Annotated in this window: 21 protein-coding genes and 1 riboswitch; of the genes, 14 read left to right on the forward strand and 7 right to left on the reverse strand. The window is 57.6% G+C overall.

The annotated features are described in order from the left end of the window. The first annotated feature begins 96 nt into the window (after positions 1–96). The 4 genes from MCACP_RS03085 to MCACP_RS03100 are packed head-to-tail and all read left to right on the forward strand — an operon-like array spanning position 97 to position 2,888. Entirely contained in the window at positions 97–528 is a 432-nt protein-coding gene (locus tag MCACP_RS03085; RefSeq protein ID WP_406677924.1) for a Fur family transcriptional regulator, read from the forward strand. A gap of 4 nt (positions 529–532) precedes the next feature. Next, positions 533–1,273, forward strand: a complete 741-nt coding sequence (locus MCACP_RS03090; protein ID WP_406677925.1) for an energy-coupling factor ABC transporter permease — start codon at positions 533–535, stop codon at positions 1,271–1,273. Between the two features lie 23 nt (positions 1,274–1,296). Further along, positions 1,297–2,001 carry an energy-coupling factor transporter transmembrane component T family protein gene (locus MCACP_RS03095; RefSeq protein ID WP_406677926.1) on the forward strand — a complete coding sequence of 235 codons (705 nt, stop codon included), beginning with the start codon at positions 1,297–1,299 and terminating at the stop codon, positions 1,999–2,001. Continuing rightward, entirely contained in the window at positions 1,998–2,888 is an 891-nt protein-coding gene (locus tag MCACP_RS03100; protein WP_406677927.1) for an energy-coupling factor ABC transporter ATP-binding protein, read from the forward strand. Before MCACP_RS03095 ends, MCACP_RS03100 begins: the two co-directional genes overlap by 4 nt. Here MCACP_RS03100 and folB read toward each other — a convergent pair. Next, entirely contained in the window at positions 2,885–3,256 is a 372-nt protein-coding gene (gene folB / locus MCACP_RS03105; protein ID WP_406677928.1) for a dihydroneopterin aldolase, read from the reverse strand. The two genes, MCACP_RS03100 and folB, sit on opposite strands and share 4 nt — an antisense overlap. A 30-nt stretch (positions 3,257–3,286) precedes the next feature. Beyond that, positions 3,287–3,844, reverse strand: coding sequence for a GTP cyclohydrolase I FolE (folE, locus tag MCACP_RS03110; protein ID WP_406677929.1), 558 nt, complete (start codon positions 3,842–3,844; stop codon positions 3,287–3,289). A gap of 136 nt (positions 3,845–3,980) precedes the next feature. Between folE and MCACP_RS03115 the strand changes: the two genes are divergently transcribed. The 6 genes from MCACP_RS03115 (at position 3,981) to MCACP_RS03140 (ending at position 9,596) form a co-directional block, all read left to right on the forward strand. After that, entirely contained in the window at positions 3,981–4,715 is a 735-nt protein-coding gene (locus MCACP_RS03115) for a protoglobin domain-containing protein (protein ID WP_406677930.1), read from the forward strand. Between the two features lie 7 nt (positions 4,716–4,722). Then, positions 4,723–6,159, forward strand: a complete 1,437-nt coding sequence (locus MCACP_RS03120; protein WP_406677931.1) for a menaquinone biosynthesis decarboxylase — start codon at positions 4,723–4,725, stop codon at positions 6,157–6,159. Next, on the forward strand, positions 6,146–7,003 hold the full coding sequence (locus MCACP_RS03125; protein WP_406678668.1) for a UbiA-like polyprenyltransferase: 858 nt from the start codon (positions 6,146–6,148) through the stop codon (positions 7,001–7,003). Before MCACP_RS03120 ends, MCACP_RS03125 begins: the two co-directional genes overlap by 14 nt. Before the next feature lie 28 nt (positions 7,004–7,031). Further along, on the forward strand, positions 7,032–8,015 hold the full coding sequence (locus MCACP_RS03130) for an ABC transporter substrate-binding protein (protein WP_406677932.1): 984 nt from the start codon (positions 7,032–7,034) through the stop codon (positions 8,013–8,015). Beyond that, complete coding sequence (locus tag MCACP_RS03135; RefSeq protein WP_406677933.1) at positions 8,012–8,752, forward strand: ABC transporter ATP-binding protein; 741 nt, start codon at positions 8,012–8,014, stop codon at positions 8,750–8,752. The genes MCACP_RS03130 and MCACP_RS03135 overlap by 4 nt, the downstream gene beginning before the upstream one ends. A gap of 97 nt (positions 8,753–8,849) precedes the next feature. Beyond that, the gene (locus tag MCACP_RS03140) at positions 8,850–9,596 is read left to right on the forward strand and encodes an ABC transporter permease (RefSeq protein WP_406677934.1); all 747 of its coding nucleotides are present in this window, start codon (positions 8,850–8,852) and stop codon (positions 9,594–9,596) included. Here MCACP_RS03140 and MCACP_RS03145 read toward each other — a convergent pair. Beyond that, a complete protein-coding gene (locus MCACP_RS03145; protein ID WP_406677935.1) occupies positions 9,553–10,206 on the reverse strand; it encodes a hypothetical protein in 654 nt (217 codons plus the stop codon). The genes MCACP_RS03140 and MCACP_RS03145 overlap by 44 nt on opposite strands. Positions 10,207–10,305: 99 nt before the next feature. Between MCACP_RS03145 and MCACP_RS03150 the strand changes: the two genes are divergently transcribed. Continuing rightward, positions 10,306–11,538 carry a D-alanyl-D-alanine carboxypeptidase family protein gene (locus tag MCACP_RS03150; RefSeq protein WP_406677936.1) on the forward strand — a complete coding sequence of 411 codons (1,233 nt, stop codon included), beginning with the start codon at positions 10,306–10,308 and terminating at the stop codon, positions 11,536–11,538. A gap of 61 nt (positions 11,539–11,599) precedes the next feature. Here the strand turns inward: MCACP_RS03150 and MCACP_RS03155 are convergent, their stop codons facing one another. Beyond that, complete coding sequence (locus tag MCACP_RS03155; RefSeq protein WP_406677937.1) at positions 11,600–13,018, reverse strand: FMN-binding glutamate synthase family protein; 1,419 nt, start codon at positions 13,016–13,018, stop codon at positions 11,600–11,602. Positions 13,019–13,231: 213 nt separating this feature from the next. Here MCACP_RS03155 and MCACP_RS03160 point away from each other — a divergent pair, with 213 nt between their 5' ends. After that, positions 13,232–13,615 (forward strand): DUF2283 domain-containing protein, encoded by a 384-nt coding sequence (locus MCACP_RS03160; protein WP_406677938.1) that lies wholly within the window; start codon positions 13,232–13,234, stop codon positions 13,613–13,615. A gap of 211 nt (positions 13,616–13,826) precedes the next feature. Here MCACP_RS03160 and MCACP_RS03165 read toward each other — a convergent pair whose 3' ends face one another. Both MCACP_RS03165 and MCACP_RS03170 read right to left on the reverse strand, forming a co-directional pair. Then, positions 13,827–14,063, reverse strand: a complete 237-nt coding sequence (locus tag MCACP_RS03165) for a hypothetical protein (protein ID WP_406677939.1) — start codon at positions 14,061–14,063, stop codon at positions 13,827–13,829. 118 nt (positions 14,064–14,181) lie between these two features. Continuing rightward, a complete protein-coding gene (locus MCACP_RS03170) occupies positions 14,182–14,520 on the reverse strand; it encodes a hypothetical protein (RefSeq protein ID WP_406677941.1) in 339 nt (112 codons plus the stop codon). Between the two features lie 207 nt (positions 14,521–14,727). Between MCACP_RS03170 and splB the strand changes: the two genes are divergently transcribed. Further along, positions 14,728–15,759, forward strand: coding sequence for a spore photoproduct lyase (gene splB / locus MCACP_RS03175; protein ID WP_406677942.1), 1,032 nt, complete (start codon positions 14,728–14,730; stop codon positions 15,757–15,759). A 14-nt stretch (positions 15,760–15,773) separates the two neighbouring features. Here splB and thiM read toward each other — a convergent pair whose 3' ends face one another. Then, positions 15,774–16,577, reverse strand: coding sequence for a hydroxyethylthiazole kinase (gene thiM / locus MCACP_RS03180; protein WP_406677943.1), 804 nt, complete (start codon positions 16,575–16,577; stop codon positions 15,774–15,776). A 118-nt stretch (positions 16,578–16,695) separates the two neighbouring features. On the opposite strand from thiM, the gene MCACP_RS03185 reads away from it, so the two are divergent. Continuing rightward, entirely contained in the window at positions 16,696–19,101 is a 2,406-nt protein-coding gene (locus MCACP_RS03185; protein WP_406677944.1) for a DNA internalization-related competence protein ComEC/Rec2, read from the forward strand. Positions 19,102–19,214: 113 nt separating this feature from the next. Further along, positions 19,215–19,320, forward strand: a riboswitch (TPP riboswitch). Positions 19,321–19,372: the final 52 nt, after the last annotated feature.

Consider the following 19,372-nt stretch of genomic DNA (forward strand, 5'->3'; position numbering starts at 1 on the left):
AATGGACTTGCATTTAATGAGCGGGAACCCTTGCCTTCATGGATTGCTTGTGCTATCTTTATAGATGCAAATCGTTTGCATTTAGGCGGTGCATTCATGACTGGGAGGAATAATCTCGAGGAAACCCTTGCCGGCAGCGGCTACAAGCTGACCAGGCAGCGTAAGGCAATACTGGAGGCCCTGGCCACACCCGGAGATCACCTTACCGCCGAAGAGGTGCATCAGCGGGTACAGATGACGTGCCCGGAGCTGAATCTGGCCACGGTTTACCGCAACCTGAACCTGTTAGCCGACTTAAAACTTATTGGCCGGGTCGATTTCGGCGACGGCCGCGCCCGCTTTGAAGCCCGGGCGGAACATCACCATCACCTCTTTTGCCGCAGGTGCGGCCGGGTCATAGAACTTTCTTCCTGCCCGGTGCAGCTGGATGAGAGCCTGGCCCGGAAGCACCGCTTCCTGGTAACCGGGCACCAGTTTGAAGCCTACGGCTACTGCCTGGACTGTGAACAGTGCCAAGGAGGGTCTTAAAACCATGAGTCACATCCATATTCCCGACGGGGTCATCGCTCCTGCCTGGCTGGTCTTGGGTTATGCCGTTACGGCCCTTGCTTTAGCCCTGGCTGTCAGGCAAACCGGCAGGGAAGACCTCAGGAAGAAACTACCCCGCCTGGGATTGGTCAGCGCCTTTATGCTCCTGGCCATGAGCGTACCCCTGGGTTTACTCCCGGTGCACCTGAATCTAACGGTCCTGGCGGGCATTCTCCTTGGACCCTGGCTGGGCCTGGTGGCGGTATTTATAGTCAACTTTATCCTGGCCCTTACGGGCCACGGCGGCATTACCGTCGCAGGCCTGAATACCCTGGTGGTGGGCAGCGAGGCGGTAATGGGCTATTACTTTTTCTTCGCATTAAGGCGGCGGCTGCGCCCGGCAACGGCGGCAGCGGTCGCCACTGCCCTGGCCCTGGTCTTTTCCCTTGCTCTGATGTTTGCTACGCTAGGCCTTACCCACATAGACCCGGCCCTGGTTTTCTACGAAGACCATCATGAAGAACAGGTAATAGAAGCCGGCGGACTGGATATAGCCGCGGCCGGGCATGAATCGCACCATGAAGGAGCCGGGATATCCCTGGCGCGCCTGGCCCGGATCGCCCTGCCCATCAGCCTGGCAGGTATAATTGTTGAGGCGGCGGTAACGGCCATGATCACAGGTTACTTATTGAAGGTAAGACCCGGTTTAATCGACGGCCCGGCTCCACCGGCGGCTGCAGAATAGACTTTTCGAGAGAGGGCAAAAAGATGCACCTGGCGGATATTGACTACCTGGCTTTCCGGGGTCATAGTTACTGGCACCGGGCCTCGGCTCCGGCCAAGATACTTTTTACCATCGCGGTAATTGCTGCCGTGGTCCTGAGCAGAAAGCTTTTACCCCTTGTCTTAACTCTGGTTTTGCTACTGACCCTGCTGATTACGGCCGGCATCCCCCTGCGCCGTTTCGTACACCTGCTGTTCTACCCGGCCTTTCTGGCCGGAGTTTTTGCCATGAGCCTGCCGGGCAACGGCTGGACGGGGCCGGCCCTGGTGAGCCTTAAAGCAGTCACTGCTGCCACGGCCATGGTCCTGTTGTTAACCACTACCGGCGCTCCGGCTATTTTTACCTGTTTGCGGGGATGGCTGCCGCCGCTCATCGCCGACGCCATCTTTTTGACCTACCGCTCCTTTTTTATTCTCTTAGACCGGCTTGCTAATTTCGTGACGGCCCTGAAGGTTAAGGGCGGCTATAACCCCCTCAAATTATTGGTCAACCTGCGCAGTGCGGCCGCCGCCCTGGGAGTGCTGCTGATCCATTCCCTGGATACCAGCGAACGGATGTATCAGGTGCTGGCCTTGCGGGGCTACCGGCCGGGGAGTTTTTATGAAGGTAAATGGTACCAGCCTGCCCCGTATGACGTGGGCCCCTTGCTGGCCGGGCTGGCAGTCCTGCTATGGGTGGTGATGCTATGACGGAAGTGGTGAGGGTTAGATGCCTGCGCCATGTCTACCCGGACAAAACGGAGGTAAGACTCTGCGGGCTGGATTTTGTGGTTCGGGCCGGGGAGAGAGTAATGATTCTTGGTCCTAACGGCTCGGGGAAGACTACCCTTCTGGCTCACCTTACCGGCCTGCTTAAACCCGTTGAAGGCGAGGTCCGCGTCCTGGGGGTGGACCCGGTCAGGGAGTTTGCTTCCTTGAGGCGGCGGGTGGGGGTGGTCTTCCAGAACGTAGATGAACAGATTATCGGGCCTACAGTCTGGGACGACATCGCCATGGCCCCCCGGAACACCGGCCTTAGTACCAGGGAGGTTAAGGAACTGGTGGAGGACATCCTCCGGGCCATGGACCTTTATCACCTGAAAGATAAAATCCCCCATTACCTGAGCGGGGGTGAAAAAAAGAAAGTAGCCCTGGCGGGGGCCATGGTCATGCGGCCCGAACTGCTCCTCCTGGACGAGCCCTTCGACGGCCTGGATCCCCGGTCGAAAAGGGAAATGATTCGGCTGCTGGAGCAATTTAACCACCGGTTCGGCACCACCATAGTGATGACCAACCATGATATCAACCTGGTGCCGCTGGTTGCCGACCGGATATATGTAATCAGCGAGGGCATGATCCTGTTGCAGGGCAGTCCGCGGGAGGTCTTTGCCCGGCCGGATATCTTACGGCAGGCCAACCTGGAACCGCCCCTCCTGGTGGAACTCTTTGCCCATCTTTCCCGGGAGGGGATACCCGTAAACTTACCTCTAACCCTGGAAGAAGCCAGGGAGGAGCTGCTTCCCCTGTTAAAATCGGGCCTAACTTGCGCCCGCCATGAGGGGAGCGAACCCAGAAAGGTGGCCTGTCTGGAAGGCTAGGAACCTTGCCGGCGGCGCCGGATTTCCACGGCGGCGTAATTGAAGGTCCCGGGTAGAGGCGCCCGAGGTTTTTTTACCCGCACCAGCACTTCGTCCACCGGGAAACAGGTGAGGATGTTTTGCGCTACAGCCTCTGCCAGGGCTTCCAGGAGCTTAAAGCGTTGCTTGGTGACGGTTTCCCGGATCAGGCGGTATACCGCATCGTAATTAACAGTGGCCTGCAGGTCATCATACTGCCCGGCTTGGGCCAGGTCCAGGAAGAGTTCGACATCGACGATGAAGGTCTGGCCGAGCTCTGCCTCGGCTGGGTGGCAGCCGTGGAAGGCGTAGAATTCCAGCCCGTCCAGGATTATTTTATCTTTGCCCATAAAGCCCTCCATGGTGACAGTTTCAGCCGGTCACTTGCCCCGGATCAGCGCCATGGCTTCGGCCCGGGCGGCCTGGTCACGGCGGAAAAGACCGCGGACGGCGGAGGTGATGGTCAGGTGCCCGGGCTTTTTAATCCCGCGCATGCTCATGCATAAATGCTCGGCTTCGATGACCACTACCACCCCGTAGGGATCGAGCTTCTCCATGATAATATCGGCGATTTGTGACGTTAAACGCTCCTGGACCTGGGGCCGCCGGGAGGCGATGTCCACCACCCTTGCCAGCTTGGAAAGACCCGTAATCTTACCCCGCGGTACATAGGCCACATGGGCCTTCCCCAGGAAGGGGAGAAAATGGTGTTCGCAGACGGAATAGAGGGGGATATCCCTGACCAGCACCATTTCTTCATGGTGCTCATCGAAGACGACCGTCAGTTCTTCCCCCGGGTCGCGGTTGATACCGGCGAAAATCTCGGCATACATATCGGCGATGCGGCGCGGCGTCTCCCTTAAACCCTCCCGCTCCGGGTCTTCACCTACAGCCTCAATGAGCATCCTTACCGCCTGGCGGATTTTTTCTTTATCCATAATTCTTCCTCCCTGGCGAATTACCGCTTTTTTTTGTCATTAAAGCACATATCTTTCGGCCAGTCAATTCTATGGAGAAGGAATATGGCTTTCAAAAGCGAAATATGTTTCATCAGGAGAATGCGGGGGTGGAAATATGGCCATTGCGGCTACCTATGCCGAGCAATTGCGTTTTTTGGGTATCGGCGAGGCGGAGCTGGCCCTTATGCACGGGCAGAAAGATATTTTTGTTCAAGAAGCCGACACAGTAGTTAAAACCTTTTACGACCAGCTTGTTCAGTATCCTTACCTGGATGCTTTAATTAAAAACAACAGTACGATAGAACGACTATCAAAGACCCAGAAAGCTTATTTTATCAGCCTTACTTCCCCGGACATAGATGAAGAATATATATCCTGGCGCCTGCGCATTGGTAAGAAGCACCAGGAAGTTGGCCTCTACCCCAGGTGGTATCTGGGGGCCTACCGCATATACCTAAGTGAAATCCGCCGCATCATCTGGCACTACCATGGCGGGGATCCTGAACTGGCCCTGCGCCTGCTGGAGGCCTTCACCAAAAGGATTGTCTTTGACATGCAGCTGGCCATTGAAAACTATATTCTCGACCAGCTCCAGCACCTGACCCGTTTCCATGATGAAATCGCGGCCGTAGCCAGGATTATCGGCGATATTGCCGAGCAGACGAAAATTTTATCCCTCAATGCCTCCATTGAAGCGGCCCGCGCCGGGGAGCACGGCCGCACCTTCTCGGTGGTGGCCCAGGCGGTAAGGGACCTGGCGGCCCGGACTTCCCAGTCGGCCAAAGATATCACCCAGAAGGTTCAGGAGAACCACCGCATCCTGGCCAGATTGCAGCAAAGAGGGAAGTGATAAGGAGTTGCCCCATGAGGATCTGCAGGCTTATCTTGCCTGCCTGGAACAAAAAGGACTGCTCCACCGGGTGAAGGTAGAAGTCGACCCGGTGCTGGAAATTGCCGCCATAACCGACCGGGTAGTGAAAAAAGGGGGGCCGGCTCTGCTCTTTGAACGGGTGAAGGGCTCACCTTTACCTGTAGCCACCAATCTTTTCGGTAGTGAGGAGCTGGTGAAAGCGGCCCTGCAGATCGCCGACCTGGAAGAACCGGCTGCGAGATTGAGGGCTTTACTCGATTTACCTGGAAAGGCCGGCGGCTGGCTGGAGAAATTGAAAAGCCTGCCGCGCCTGGCCGAGCTGGGCCGTTATCTTCCGCGCCGGGTCAAAACCGCCCCCTGCCAGGAGGTACGGGTTGATCCTCCTTCCCTGGCGGAACTACCGGTGCTGCAGCTGTGGCCGGAAGATGGCGGCCGCTTTATTACCCTGCCCCTGGTTTTCACCCACGACCCGGTCACCGGCCGCCGCAATGTAGGCATGTACCGCATGCAGGTATTCGATGACCGCACCACCGGCATGCACTGGCAACTCCATAAAGACGGGGCGGAACACCTGCGCAAAAGCAAAGGCCGCCTGGAAGTAGCCGTAGCCCTGGGGGCCGACCCGGCCGTGATTTATGCCGCGACTGCACCCCTGCCGCCGGGATTTGATGAAATGCTTTTCGCCGGGTTCTTACGCCGGGAACCGGTGGAGATGGTACCGGCCTTAACGGTGAATGTCGAAGTGCCGGCACGGGCGGAAATCATCCTGGAAGGTTATGTGGACGCCCATGAAAGGCGGCTGGAAGGCCCCTTCGGCGACCATACGGGCTATTACTCGCCGGCCGACTATTACCCGGTTTTCCATCTTACCTGCCTGACAATGCGGCGCCGCGCCGTTTATCCGGCCACGGTGGTGGGGCCGCCGCCCATGGAGGATGTCTATCTAGGCAAGGTAACGGAACGCCTCTTTTTGCCCCTGATCCAGCTCCAGCTGCCGGAGGTTGTCGACATTAATTTTCCGGTCGAGGGGGTATTCCACAACTGTATTATCGTCTCCATCCGCAAAAGTTACCCCGGCCAGGCGCGCAAAGTCATGCACGCCCTCTGGGGTATGGGACAGATGATGTTTACCCGGCTGATTATCGTCGTTGACGACGACGTGAATGTGCATGATCTTCAAGAAGTGCGCTGGCGTGTCCTGGGCAACATTGAACCCCGGCGGGATACGGTAATCGTGGACGGGCCGGTGGACATCCTCGATCATGCCTCCGCCTATACAGGTTACGGCAGCAAGATGGGCCTGGATGCCACCCGGAAGCTGCCGGAAGAAGGGTACCCGCGGCCCTGGCCCCGGGAAGCGCGCATGAGCCGGGAAATTCTGGAACTAATTGACAGGAAGTGGCATGAATATGGCCTGCCGTAAGCTGAAAATCTTCCTGGAAATGATCAAGTTCGAGCATACCATTTTTGCCCTCCCCTTTGCATACCTGGGGGCTTTCCTGGCGGCCGGCGGCTGGCCGGCCCCGGCCCAGCTCGGCTGGATTACCCTGGCCATGATCGGGGCGCGGACGGCGGCCATGTCGTTAAACCGCCTCATTGACCGCCATATTGATGCCTTGAACCCGCGCACGGCCGGACGGGCCCTGCCCCGGGGGCTTTTGTCCGTAGCGGAAGTGTGGCTGTATACCCTTCTTTCCTTGGGCCTTTTATTGTATGCCGCCATGCGGCTCAACCGGCTCTGTGTGCAGCTGCTGCCCATTGCCGTATTTGTCCTGGTGATTTATTCCTATACTAAACGCTGGACCTGGGCCTGCCATCTGGTCCTGGGTCTGGCCGATGCCCTGGCCCCCGTGGGAGCGTGGGTGGCCGTGCGGGCGGCTGTCGACCTGCCGGCCGTAGTCCTGGGCCTGGGCATGGGGAGCTGGGTGGCGGGGTTTGATATTATCTACGCCTGCCAGGATTACGATTTTGACCGGCAGTATGGCATTCACTCTATACCGGCCCGTTTTGGCAAGGCCCGGGCCCTGATCATCGCCCGCTGCCTGCACGCCTTCGCCATCCTGATGCTCGCCCTGGTGGGCTTGCTCCTGCACCTGGGCTTAATCTATTTCCTGGGGGTATTGCTGGCGGCGGCTATCTTAATCTATGAGCACCGCATAGTTTCTCCGGAAGACCTGTCGCGCTTAAACCTGGCCTTTTTAAACTTGAATGGCTATTTAAGCGTACTCATGTTTGTTTTTACCTTTCTGGCGTTAACCTGGCGTTAAAGGGGGAACTGGAAAAAGGAGTGAAAAAATGGGCTGGAAACGCTTAATCTTCTTTTTGCTTATCCTGTTTCTGGTTTTAATGGCAGCCGGCTGCAGGGCGCCGGGAGGTAAGGACAAGGGAGAGGAGAGCCTGAAGCTGGGCCTGATCCCGGTGGAAGACAACTTCCCCTTTTTTGTCGCCGAGCAGGAAGGCCTTTTTGCCAGGGCCGGGCTGAAGGTCGAGTTAGTACCCTTCAACAGCGCCCGGGACCGCGACCTGGCCCTGCAGGCTAAAAGCATTGACGGGGAAGTGGCGGACATTGTGGCGACGGCCCTCCTGCGCAAAGGCGGGACGCCGGTCAAAATCGTTTCCCTGACCATGGGGGCGACACCGTCCGAAGGACGCTTCGCCCTGGTCGCCCGGCCGGGCTCCGCTGTCAGCCGCCCGGAACAGCTCAAGGGAGCAACCGTGGGCATTTCGGAAAATACCATCATTGAATATGTTGCCGACAGGCTCCTGCAGGGCGCGGGGGTAGAACCCGGCAGCGTGCAGAAGGTGGCCGTGCCCCAGATCCCGGAACGCCTGCAGCTGCTCCTGGGGGGCAGGCTGGAAGCAGCCCTCCTGCCCGATCCCTTTGCCACCCTGGCCGAGAAAAAAGGCGGCCGGGTCATCCTGGACGATACGAAAATTGACCGCAATCTGTCCCAGGTGGTCCTGATCTTCCGGGAAGAAACCATCAAGGAGAAGGGGACCGCCATCAGGAAGCTGTTACAGGTTTATGCCGAAGCAGCCGGCCTGGTAAGCAGCCATGCCGATAAGTACCGCGAGCTGTTTATTGCCAGGGCCAGGATTCCCGAAGAGCTCAAGGATACGTATCTATCACCAAAATTTTCACCACCCCGGCTGCCGGCAAAAACCGAAGTGGCCGATGTCCAGGAGTGGATGGTGGCTAAAAAGTTGCTGCCGGCGGCGTACAGCTACGAAGAACTGGTGGACCCCACCTTTGTACCTGCCGGCGGGGAGAATAAGTGATCCGGGTTTTCAACCTTGATTACACCTATTACACCGGTGCAAGGGCCGTGCCGGCACTGGTTAACATCAACCTCGCCGTGCCGGCGGGGCAGACCTGTGTCCTCATAGGCCCTTCGGGCTGTGGTAAAACGACCCTGCTCTACCTGCTGGCCGGTCTTTTGCAGCCTGCCGGGGGGGAAATATGGATTGGCGGGGAGAGAATAACAAAACCGCGGCAGCGGACGGCAGTGATTCTCCAGGATTACGGTCTCCTGCCCTGGAAAACGGTGTGGGAAAACGCGGCCCTGGGCCTGGCCTTACGGAAGTTCACCTTCCGCCAGCAACAGGAGCGCCTGCAGCCTTTGCTGGCCGGCCTGGGGCTGGCCGGCCTGGAAAAACGGTATCCGGCCCAGCTGAGCGGGGGGCAGAAACAACGGGTGGCCATTGCCAGGGCCCTCTCCCTGGAACCGGACGTCCTGTTGATGGACGAGCCCTTTTCCGCCCTGGATGCCCTGACCCGGGAAAGTTTGCAGCAGACCCTGGTAGAAATACAAAACCAGCGCCGGCTGACTACCGTGCTGGTTACCCATAACATCGAGGAAGCCGTTTTTCTGGGACAGCAAATTATTGTCCTGACAGGAGCACCGGGCCAGGTAAAGGCGGTTCTGGCCAACCCGGGGGCAGGGAGCAGAGACTACCGCTTTAGCGAAAATTTTCATCACCTCTGCTCCCGGGTGCGCCAGCTCCTGCAGGAGTAAACGGCTTCACCAGCCCTGCTTCGCCGGCCGCCAGAAGCTCATCAAGGAAGAGCAACCTTTTAAGCCCGGCAATCTTATACGGAGGTGTGCAGCTGCCGTGCGCGGCTACCGCCAGGCCCTGGCCTATATTTTGTCTATCTTTTTTTTGTTTAGCTGCTGGTGGTTTGTGGCCGTATGGATCAACAACCCGGGCCTGCCGGGCCCCTTGCCGGCCCTTCAGAGCCTGGTTAAGGAGGGGTGGCCGGAACTGGCCCGGCACCTTTACATCAGCACCTACCGGGTGCTGGGGAGCCTGGCCCTGGCCCTTATAATTGGTGTGCCTTTAGGTCTCCTGGCCGGCCGCCACCGGGCTTTCGATTCCTTCCTGGCGCCCCTGGTCTACCTGCTTTACCCGGTTCCCAAGGTAGCCCTTTTACCTGTAGCCATGGTTCTCTTAGGTCTTGGTGACGCCACCAGGATGCTGGTCATTTTCCTGGTCATTGTCAATCAGATCTTGATTACGACCCGGGACGCGGCACGGCAAATCCCGCCCCAGTTGCTGCTGTCCGTTGCTTCCCTGGGGGCCGGGAAAATCAGTCTCTACCGCCAGGTGATAATACCTGCCTGCTTGCCGGAGATCATTACTGCCAGCCGCATATCCCTGGGCAGCGCCATTTCCGTTCTTTTTTTAAGTGAAACTATTGCCGGCAACAGCGGCCTGGGCTATTTTATCCTGGACGGCCTGTTCCGGGCCGATTACAGCGCCATGTTTGCCGGGATACTGGCCATGGCCGGCATGGGGCTGGTGCTGTACATGATGCTTAATTTCCTGGAATATCTCCTCTGTCCATGGCAGCGGCTGTAGTTTGACGCTCCGGTTTCTGGCTTTCAATCTCTGTTTTTGCCAGGCGCCGGGCCTCCTGGACTACCTGCCAGGCGGGGTCGTCCAGGACGGTCTCCCTGGCGGCGATAATTTTTACCGTCTGTTCGATAATGGCTGGTTCGAGGCCAACCCTGGTCATGATCTCCCGGGCCAGGGTAGCGCTGCCTGCCTTTCCTCCGCCCGCATCCAGGTCGTAGAACAGGCAGGCGGCGATGGCCACCAGTGGCTGTACACCTTTTTCCCTGGCTATTTTTTCGGCAAAACCGGCGGCCTTTAAGGCCAGGTTGAGCAATTCCCGGTGGTGGAAGAGATTTTTCCGTGCTTCCACTTCCAGCCTATCGCGGATTACCCGGGGCTGGCGCTGGTATACAGCGGCCATTTCGCCCAGGCACTTGCTGGCGTAGGAGCACCAGGCGGCACACCCGGGGTCAAAGCGGGGGTTGGTCACCACCTTACGGCAGTGGGGACAGCGCAGGGTGACGTCGTCTTTCCAGAACTCAATCAGCCCGCCGCAGTGGGGGCAGGGTTCCTCGAAAATATCGCCGGGCTTCCAGTAGCGCCGGTCCTGGCCGGGGCAGCGTCCCAGGCTCATTTTTGGATCCCCCCTACAAGAATGTTACCTGCATACTAATACACAAGCTTCCAGGCAGCTATGATGGAGATCACATAGAAAGGGGATTTACCAGGATAAATGCAACCTGTAGACAAAGTAAAGAAAGTTGCTCTCCTGATCATTACCAGCTTGCTCCTCCTTTTAATTAGCGCAGTACCCGCACTGGCAGCAAGTACAGCCGGCCCCCCCGAGCTTACGGCAGCGGCAGCGGTACTGATGGATAGAGCTACGGGAAAGGTACTCTTCGCGAAAAATCCCGATGAACGCAAGGCTCCGGCCAGTACCACGAAAATCCTCACCGCCATGATTGCCCTGGAAAAAGGCCATTTAAATGATGTGATCACAGTGGGGCCAAACCCGCCGCGGGTGGACGGCACCAGGGTCTACCTGGTGGAAGGGGAGCAGGTTACCATGGAAAACCTCCTTTATGCCATGCTCCTCAACTCCGGCAACGACGCCGCCCTGGCTATAGCCGAACATTACGGCGGTTCCCAGGAAGGGTTCGCCCGGCTGATGAATGAAAAGGCAGCCTCCCTGGGCGCGTTGAATTCCCACTTTGTTACACCCAGCGGCCTGCCAGACCCCGGCCACTATACCACGGCCCGGGATCTGGCCATCATTGCCCGGGCTGCCATGCAAAATGAAACCTTTCGCCGCATAGTAGCTACCAGAACCCGGCCCTGGCGCGGCCAGGAATGGGAAACATCCCTGGTCAACCAGAACAAGCTCCTGTGGAACTATGAAGGCGCCGACGGCGTCAAAAACGGGTATACTTCCGAGGCTCGCTTTACCCTGGTAGGCTCGGCCACCCGGCAGGGGCAGAGCTTCATTGCCGTGGTCCTGGACGAGCCCAGTGCCCGGGCGGCTGAGGAGGACGTGGCCGCCCTCCTGGACTACGGCTTTAAGGAGTTCCGTTCTTTTCAGCTGGTCCGTCAGGGTGATATAGTAGCCGTAATTGACTCGGGTAACGGGAAAAAGATAGAACTGGCTGCCGCCGGTGACCTGGCTGTTGTCCGTAAAAACGATAACAGCAGCCCGCCTGCCGGTCAGCTGGAGTTATCTTCCCTGAATGGTCCTCTACCTGCAGGTAGGCGGGTAGGAGAAATGGTTTTCCGGCAGGGTGGGGAAGTAATAGGCCGTGTCGATATCGTCAACCGCCAGCCCATCCCGGCCCGGCCCCTTAGCCTCAGCGATTGGTGGCTGCGGCTGAGCCTGGCGCTGGGGGCCTTCTTCCTGTTGTACTATCTGGTACAGGTTAAGCAGCAGCGTCGGCAGGTCTTCCGCAGCCGGGTTTTTAGCGATTACCCTTGAGTCCTGTAAGGCCGCCCGGTCCGCAGCCAGCCCCCTCTGGTCGCACGGCTATCCGGCCATATCAGGAGAGGAAGCTGCTTGCGGCCCGGGTAGCCAGGGGGATACCCAGGGCTCTGGCCGTTTCCGGGTCCAGGGCAGCCAGGTCGGCCTTGTTGACCTGCCGGACGGATTTCTTGCCCAGGGCCCGCACTCCTTCCATGATCTCGGCGTTGCACGCCCGTAAAAAATTGGCCAGATTGTGGGCCGCCTTGTCTACATCCAGCCGGTCCTGATAGCGGCCCCGGGCAAAAACCACCTCGATCGGAGGTTCCCAGGGCATGGCTTTCAAGACCTGGGTGTGGGTGAGGGCGAAAAGGGCGATAGTACCGATATATACGGCGTCGGCCCCCAGGGCCAGGATTTTTAAAAAGTCGCCCGGGGTAACCAGCCCGCCGCTGGCGATGAGGCTTACCCTGTCTTTTACCCCCTGTTTTTTTAGAAAAGTGGCCGCGCGGTTGACGGCGTAGACCGTGGGCACGCCAAAGTCATCCTGGATGATGGGCGGTGAGCCCTTGCTGGCCGCCCCGGCGCCATCGATGGCAATAACGTCGACGTCCGCTTCCAGGAGAATGGCCAGGTCCTTCTCCAGGTCATTGCCGGCACCAATTTTTGCGCCGATGGGAACACCGCCGGTCAGGCGGCGCAACCTGGTGACCAGGCGCGGCAGGTCTTTGTGCGGGTCTTTGATACCGGGCATGCGGGCATGGGTAACAGCCGCCTGGCCTGGCTTGAGCCCCAGGAGGCGGCGGCCCTTGGGAGGTATCTCTGCATAATTGCTGCTGTGTCCCAGACCGCCGATGGCTGCCTGGCCGAACTGGATCTCTATCATATCGGCCTGTTTTAGTATGTCGGGGTGATGATTCCAGCCGCTGCGGGTGTACTGGAGGATGAGGTGCCTGGCAGCCTGTCTCTCGGAAGACAAGAAAGGCCCCTCCCCGGTATTGGTGGCGGTACCGGCCAGGCTGGCCCCCCTGGCGAGGGCTATCTTGGTTTTTTCACTTAAAGCCGTCCCGTAGGCCATGCCGGAAATGACGATGGGCATGCTTATTTTCAGGGGCCTGGCCGCCCGGGGTCCCAGGGTTACCCTGGTATTAACGGGAACGTTTTCCTCAACAGGAAGCCTGGCCAGCTGCGCCAGGTTAAAAATGAGGCCATCCGTACCGGGGGAACGCCAGGGGCTGCCGAAAGGACGGTGGATGAGCTTCCCCTGCTGGGCACGCAGATTTGATTCCACAATTTTCTGGAGACCGGTACGGGCGGCGGCCGAGACAAACTCCCAGAAATTCTCCTCATAGGGGTCGGTTAACAGTGTTTTAAGGAAAGAATCGTGCAGGCGGTTCAACAGGGGACGGCTTAAAAGCCACAGCCCCAAAAAGGTCAGGCCCGCCGAACCAAGGGCTGCTTTCCAGAGATCGGTATTTCCGGCTTTTCTAATTCCCATCTGACGCTCAGTTCCCTTGTGGACAATGTATTATCAGTATTTACTCCTTAGCAATAAAACATTCAAAAACCCAGTAAAATCAAGGCCGGAGGGATTTAACAAAAGAAGGAAGTTCAAAATAGTCCAGATGAAAACCTAGTAATTTCAAGGCTTCGGCAACAGTCCGTTAGCAAGTGATTTGCAAGTGGTTTGCGAAGCAAGTAGGGTGATCGTATGACCGAAGCAATGAGCTATATTAAGTTGGCCGAGGCGGTTTCGCAAACGGTCGTAGGTTCCGGCCTCCCCCTCTTACGGGTATCCTACGACCCGGCAGGAGACGTCTTATACGTACATTTCACCGAACAGCCGGTCGCTGCCGACGACAGCGAATTCGTCGGGGACGACACCGTGGTGCGCTACCGCGGCAGTGAAGTGGTCGTGGTGACCATTTTGCGAGCAGGCGGAAACGGGGAAAAGAGGGAGGGCAAAGGAAGGCAGGCGTATTCCGGGCATAAGGGGCGAACTTTCTGCTTTGAGGCGGCAATTCAGCCCAGCAGAGATTTAATCGCCGGGCGGCGGCACTGGGGAAAAAGGAAGCCGCCCCGAGTTTTTTATTAACGGTTTACAATGCCTTTCCTGATCGCCATTTTAAAATTGCAACCACCAAAGAGGGGTGAAAATTATACAGAGTTGATTTTTCCTGGAAAACTCCTGGGAAGACGGGGACAAAATTGCCGACATGGGCCACACGGCTCTGGTAAATTTTAATAACAATGCCCGCCCCGGTGGATAAGCGGGCCTTTTCCTGAATTTACGGCCAGCAAAAAAATCATTGCTCCAATTGTTTCTTCAGGGCGTTTATCTCTTCCGGGTCAAGCCCTGTGGCTTTAATAACAGTATCAATGTCAACGTTGAGCAAAAGCAGGTTCCGGGCCACTTCCCGTTTGCCTTTCAGTTCGCCTTCAAGTTCGCCTTCCAGTTTTCCTTCCAGTTTTCCTTCTATCTTGCCTTTCAACAAAGCCTGCCGCTGCATCTCTTCCAGGGTCAATTCCAGGTTGTAAATCATCCGTTCCACCTCCAAGGGATTGCTTGCGTCCAGGATGCGGTCAACCTTTTCCCTAAAACCTTCAGGTATTCTAGGCTTGACAACGTTCTTCAGCCAGCTAGTGATATGGCGGAACTCATCAGGCGTGAGGCGCTTTAATATCCCCGCCAGTTTCTGCAGGGATGCGGAACGTGAAGGGATTAAAGCCCAACACCGTCAACCGCCGCATGAAGGCCCTGTGGTCCTGGCTCTCCTGGTGCGTGAGATAGGACCTGGCCCCCAAACTCCCGGACTTCCCTAGGGGCGTGCCGGAAGCCAGGGGCGCGCCGGAGGCCCTGGAGAGGGCCGAAGTCAACAGGCTCCTGCCGGAAGTCGAGAAGGGAGGGAACGCCAGGGACGCTGCCCCGATAAGGCTGGCATACACAGGTGTCCCCAGGAGGTTTTTAACGCCTAAAACTGCCGGCAGCACCCGCCGCATACCCGTTGACCACCAAACGATTGAGATTTTAATAGGGCAAAAAGGAGCCAGGCCGCCGCCCGGCTTTGGATATTTATTCCCCCGTCTTACCCGATACCCAGATAGAGCCCAGGAAGCCTTGAGAATGAAGGGTTCTAGGGCTTGAAACAAATATTATATTCTCCGCTCATTACCGCGCCTGGAACTGGACAGACTAGGGCCAGGCAGGTGATAAAAACGAGCACGGAAATCAAACGGGTTGTTTTTGAACCGGCAGCCCTCAATTATCCCCTGGGTAAAAAACTATATCATGCTTTCCGTCAAGAAGGGCTGGAGATACTCTTTACTCCCTCCCATAACCGGGTGACCTGCGTCCCGGGTAAAACATTGCAAGAAAGTTTCGTGGAGGCCAAACGAACCCTGGTGGTGGGGGTAAGACGAAGCAGGCATTTAGAAACCTGCAAACCTTCGGCCCACTACCAGTTGCCCCTGGCTACCAGCTGCCCGGCCATGTGTGAGTACTGTTACCTTTTTACCCATTTTGGACGCAGGCCTTACCAGAGAGTTTATGTAAATTTAAGCGAGATTCTGGAGCTGGCCGGGGACTATATTAAGCGCAGAAAACCAGAGGTTACGGTTTTTGAAGCGGCAGCTACTTCAGACCCCCTTCCAGTAGAAAAATATACCGGCAATCTGGCCCGTACCATTGAATTTATGGGCAGGCAACCCCTGGGGCGCTTGCGCGTTGTTACCAAATTTACCGATGTAGCCAACCTTTTAGGATTAGACCACCGGGGTCATACCCGCTTCCGTTTCAGCATTAACGCTGCAAATATAATTAAGCGTTTTGAGCATGGTACGCCGCCGCTGGCAGAACGGCTGGCAGCAGCCCTGAAAATAGTAAAGGCCGGTTACCTTCCGGGTTTTATTATAGCCCCCATATTTTACCTGGACGGCTGGCAAGAGCAGTACCGTGCTCTTTTTCAAGAAATTGCCCGGCAACCTTTATTGGCAGAACACAACGACCTGACCCTGGAATTGATAACCCATCGCTTCACAAAAAAGGCGAAGAACACTATAGAGACTTTATTTCCAAAGACAGAATTACCTTTAGATGAAGAGAACCGCACTTTCAAATACGGCCAGTTCGGTTACGGCAAATACGTTTACCCCGCCAAGGTAAAAACAGAGATGGAATCGTTTTTTAAAGAGATGGTAGCTGCTTATCTACCCCGGGCGACTATTGAATACTTTATATAACAATGATTATTAGTTTACAAGGCGCGTATTTTTACTCCCCGGGCGAGGTCTGCGCCGGTTAAATTATAAAGCGTATCCAGAAGGGCTACCTGGAAGCTGGCCGGCCCCCGGCTGGCTGTCGCCGCCCGTTCTGCTGCCAGCCCGTAGTAGGCCAGGGCCGCGGCACTGGCTGTCACGCCGTCTTCCTCCACGGCCCGGAAAGCGGCGATGATCGCGGTGGCGGAGCAGCCGGTTCCGGTGACGAGGGTCAGCATGGGGTGGCCGTTGTTCACTGCCAGCAGGCGTTCCCCGTCACTAATGTAATCGGTGGCTCCCGTAACTGCTACCACAGTGTTTAAATCCCTGGCTACTTGCCTGGCCATTTCCGCCACACGGGCGGGAGCCTCCGCGGCATCTACCCCTCTGGTCTGCCCGCCGAAACCGCCTATGCTGGCTATCTCCGAGGCATTGCCGCGCAGGATATCGATATGCAGTTCCGTGATAATTTTTTGCGCCGTCCGGGTGCGGAAAGGGGTGGCGCCGGCACCTACAGGATCGAAAACTACAGGGATGCCGGCTCTGTTGGCGGCTTTACCCGCCAGGAGCATCGCTTCCACAACCTCCCCCGTCAGGGTCCCCATATTCAGTACCACCGCCCCGGCCAGGCGGGCCATATCGACTACTTCTTCCCCGGCATAGGCCATGACCGGCGAGGCACCGACGGCCAGGGTGACATTGGCCGTCAAATTGGTTACCACTAGATTGGTAAGATGGTGGACCAAAGGCCGTCGTTCATTTACCCGCTGCCGTATCGCGACTACCTGCTCGCCCCAGTTCATAATCCCCTTCCTTTCAAGGAACTTTTTACCTCGTTGAACTTCAGTATACCATAAAGTTCAAGCTGTGGAACTATAAATGCCAGCAGGAATTTTAACCTATCCTGGCGAAATTTGCCTTATGATTGCTGCACCTTTGGTCCGGGTAACCCTGGCCTATATCTGCGGGCTGCTGCTGGCCTCACGAATAACTGTGGGGCCGGTTCAGCTCCTTGCCCTGACGGTAATCCTTTGGACTCTGGCTTACCTGTTCCGGCAGCCGCCGCGGCGGGCAGCATGGCAGGCATTCCTCCTGGCCGGTTTTATGGCCCTGGGCCTCTTGATCAGCACCTGGGACAGCAGCCATCACCAGAGCCGGCTTACAGGCGACCGCGGCACTTTCCTGGACCTTAGCGGCACGGTAATAGAGGAACCCCGGGTTTACGCCAACCGGGTCGTCTATACCCTGGCGACCCGGGAGATAAGGCAGGGAGACTACCATAAAAGGGTAAAAGAAAAGGTACAGGTTGTTCTTTACCGGCCGGCAGAGGGCGGGGAACCAGAACTTTACCGTTACGGCGACGTCCTCCGCGTCCACGGCCAGCTGGCGGCCCCGCCGGCGGCCCGCAATCCCGGCGAGCTGGACTACCGCGCCTACCTGGCGCGGCAGTATATCTATAACCGGATGTTAATAAATGACCCGCGGGCCATAGTAAAGCTGGGAACCGTGCCGGGCCATCCCCTGGTGCGCCTGGCCCTGGGGGCTAAAGCGAGGGTAAAAACGGTAATCACCGCCGCCCTGCCGCCGCGCCAGGCAGGGATCCTGGCGGCCCTCCTTTTCGGGGATGTTAATGAGTTAACAGATACTGACAGCGATACCTTCAAAAACCTGGGAGTCTTTCATTTCTTTGCCGTCAGCGGATCCAACACGGCCCTTGTTTTACTTATACTGATGGCCATCGCCGGCTTCCTGGGGCTTGAACGCAGCGGGGCAGTATTCCTGGGGCTTGCCGGGCTTATCTTTTATGCCGCCGTTACCGGCTTTACCCCATCTGTCAGCCGGGCCGGCATCATGGCCGGCCTGGGGTTGATAGCCTATCTTCGCCGGGAACAGCGGGATTTTTACACCGCCCTGGCCCTGGCGGCCCTGGTGATTCTGCTCTTCCGCCCCCGTTCCCTGTATGACAGTGGCTTCCAGCTTTCCTTTGCCGCTGCCTGGGGTATTGTTTATTTTTATCCTTTGCTGGATGACCTCCTGGCCTGGCTCCCCGCCTGGCGGGCTTGCCTGGTGGTCCCCCTGGCGGCCCAGGCTGCCACCCTGCCCCTGGTGGCCTATTATTTTAACTTTGTTTCCCTTTTGAGCCTTCCGGCCAACCTTGTTACTGCCGGCCTGGTAGGGGCTATTGTGACCCTGGGGCTGGCTGCCTCCACCCTGGCCCTCATCACCCCGGCCCCGGCAGTTATGATATTTACCGCTCTGGGACCCCTGGTAAACCTGCTTCTGGCCTTCCTGGAACGCCTGGCCGGCCTCCCGGGCATCACTATACCTCTAGCCACACCTTCGCCCCTGGCCGTGGCCGGTTATTACCTGGCCCTAATCCTTTGGCGGGAATTCTGGCTGCGCCGCCATGAACCCCGCTGGCAGGCTCTGTGGCGGTGGCACCGCCGCGAGCTGGGCCTGCTGGCCATCCTTACCCTGGCCACCCTCCTGATTTTTCTTTATCCTCCGGGTCGGCAGGAGGAACTCAAGGTAACCTTTATTGACGTCGGCCAGGGGGACGCCGTTTACCTGGCCACCCCTGCCGGCCGGCACATCCTGGTTGACGGCGGCGGCCGGCCCTACGGCCAGGGCGATTTTGACGTCGGGGAAAGGGTGGTGGTACCTTTTCTCCACCGTCAGGGAGTACGGCGCCTGGACGTGGTGATCAGCACCCACCCTGATGCCGATCATATCGGCGGCCTTATGGCCGTGGTCCGGGAAATGCCGGTGTCCCTGGTGGTGGTCCCGCCCCTCCGCGGGGGCATGCTGGACGCCTACCGCCCCTTCCTGGCCGAACTCCAGGCCAGGGGGATCCCCTGGCAGCAAGCCGGCCGCGGCGACGCCCTGGCCCTGGACCCGGCTCTCAATATCCAGGTCCTGCACCCCGGCCGGGAAATCAGCGGCAGCAACTCTGACAGCAATAACAACTCCCTGGTGCTGAAGGTAATTTACCGGCAGTTCAGCTTGTTCCTGAGCGCCGATATCGAAACCGCAGCCATGGCCGATCTTATGGCTAGCGGAGCAGACGTCCGCAGCACCGTTTTCAAGGTGCCGCACCACGGCAGCCGCTACGGCCTGGAACGGGAGTTTTTAAAACAGGTGGCCCCGCAGGTGGTGGTGATCCCCGTCGGGGAGAAGAATAATTTCGGCCACCCGGCGCCGGAAATTTTAAGCTACTGGCAGGAGCAGGGCGTTCCCGTCTACCGTACCGACAGGCAGGGAGCAATTACCATCAAGAGCGACGGGGCACACTGGCAGGTTGATACCACCATCCCCGGAGGGTATTAACCTGGTTGATAAAAAGAACCACGGCGTGCAGAAGGAAATAGTTAACTAAGGGCGAATATTTTATTGCAACACCCTATCTTACGGGGTGCACCGGCAAGGGCTGGAAAATTGCATACTCACCCCGGGGGTGCCCGTGAGGGCTGAGAGGTGCCAACTGTGCACTAACCCTTGGAACCTGATCTGGGTCATACCAGCGTAGGGAAGTGGGGTCAAAGGTTTGTCAAGATCACCTGCTTGCCGCAGGTGTTTTTTATTAAAAAGGGGGTAAATG

The organism is Neomoorella carbonis, from assembly GCF_045278715.1.
GTDB lineage: Bacteria > Bacillota > DSM-521 > Neomoorellales > Neomoorellaceae > Neomoorella > Neomoorella carbonis.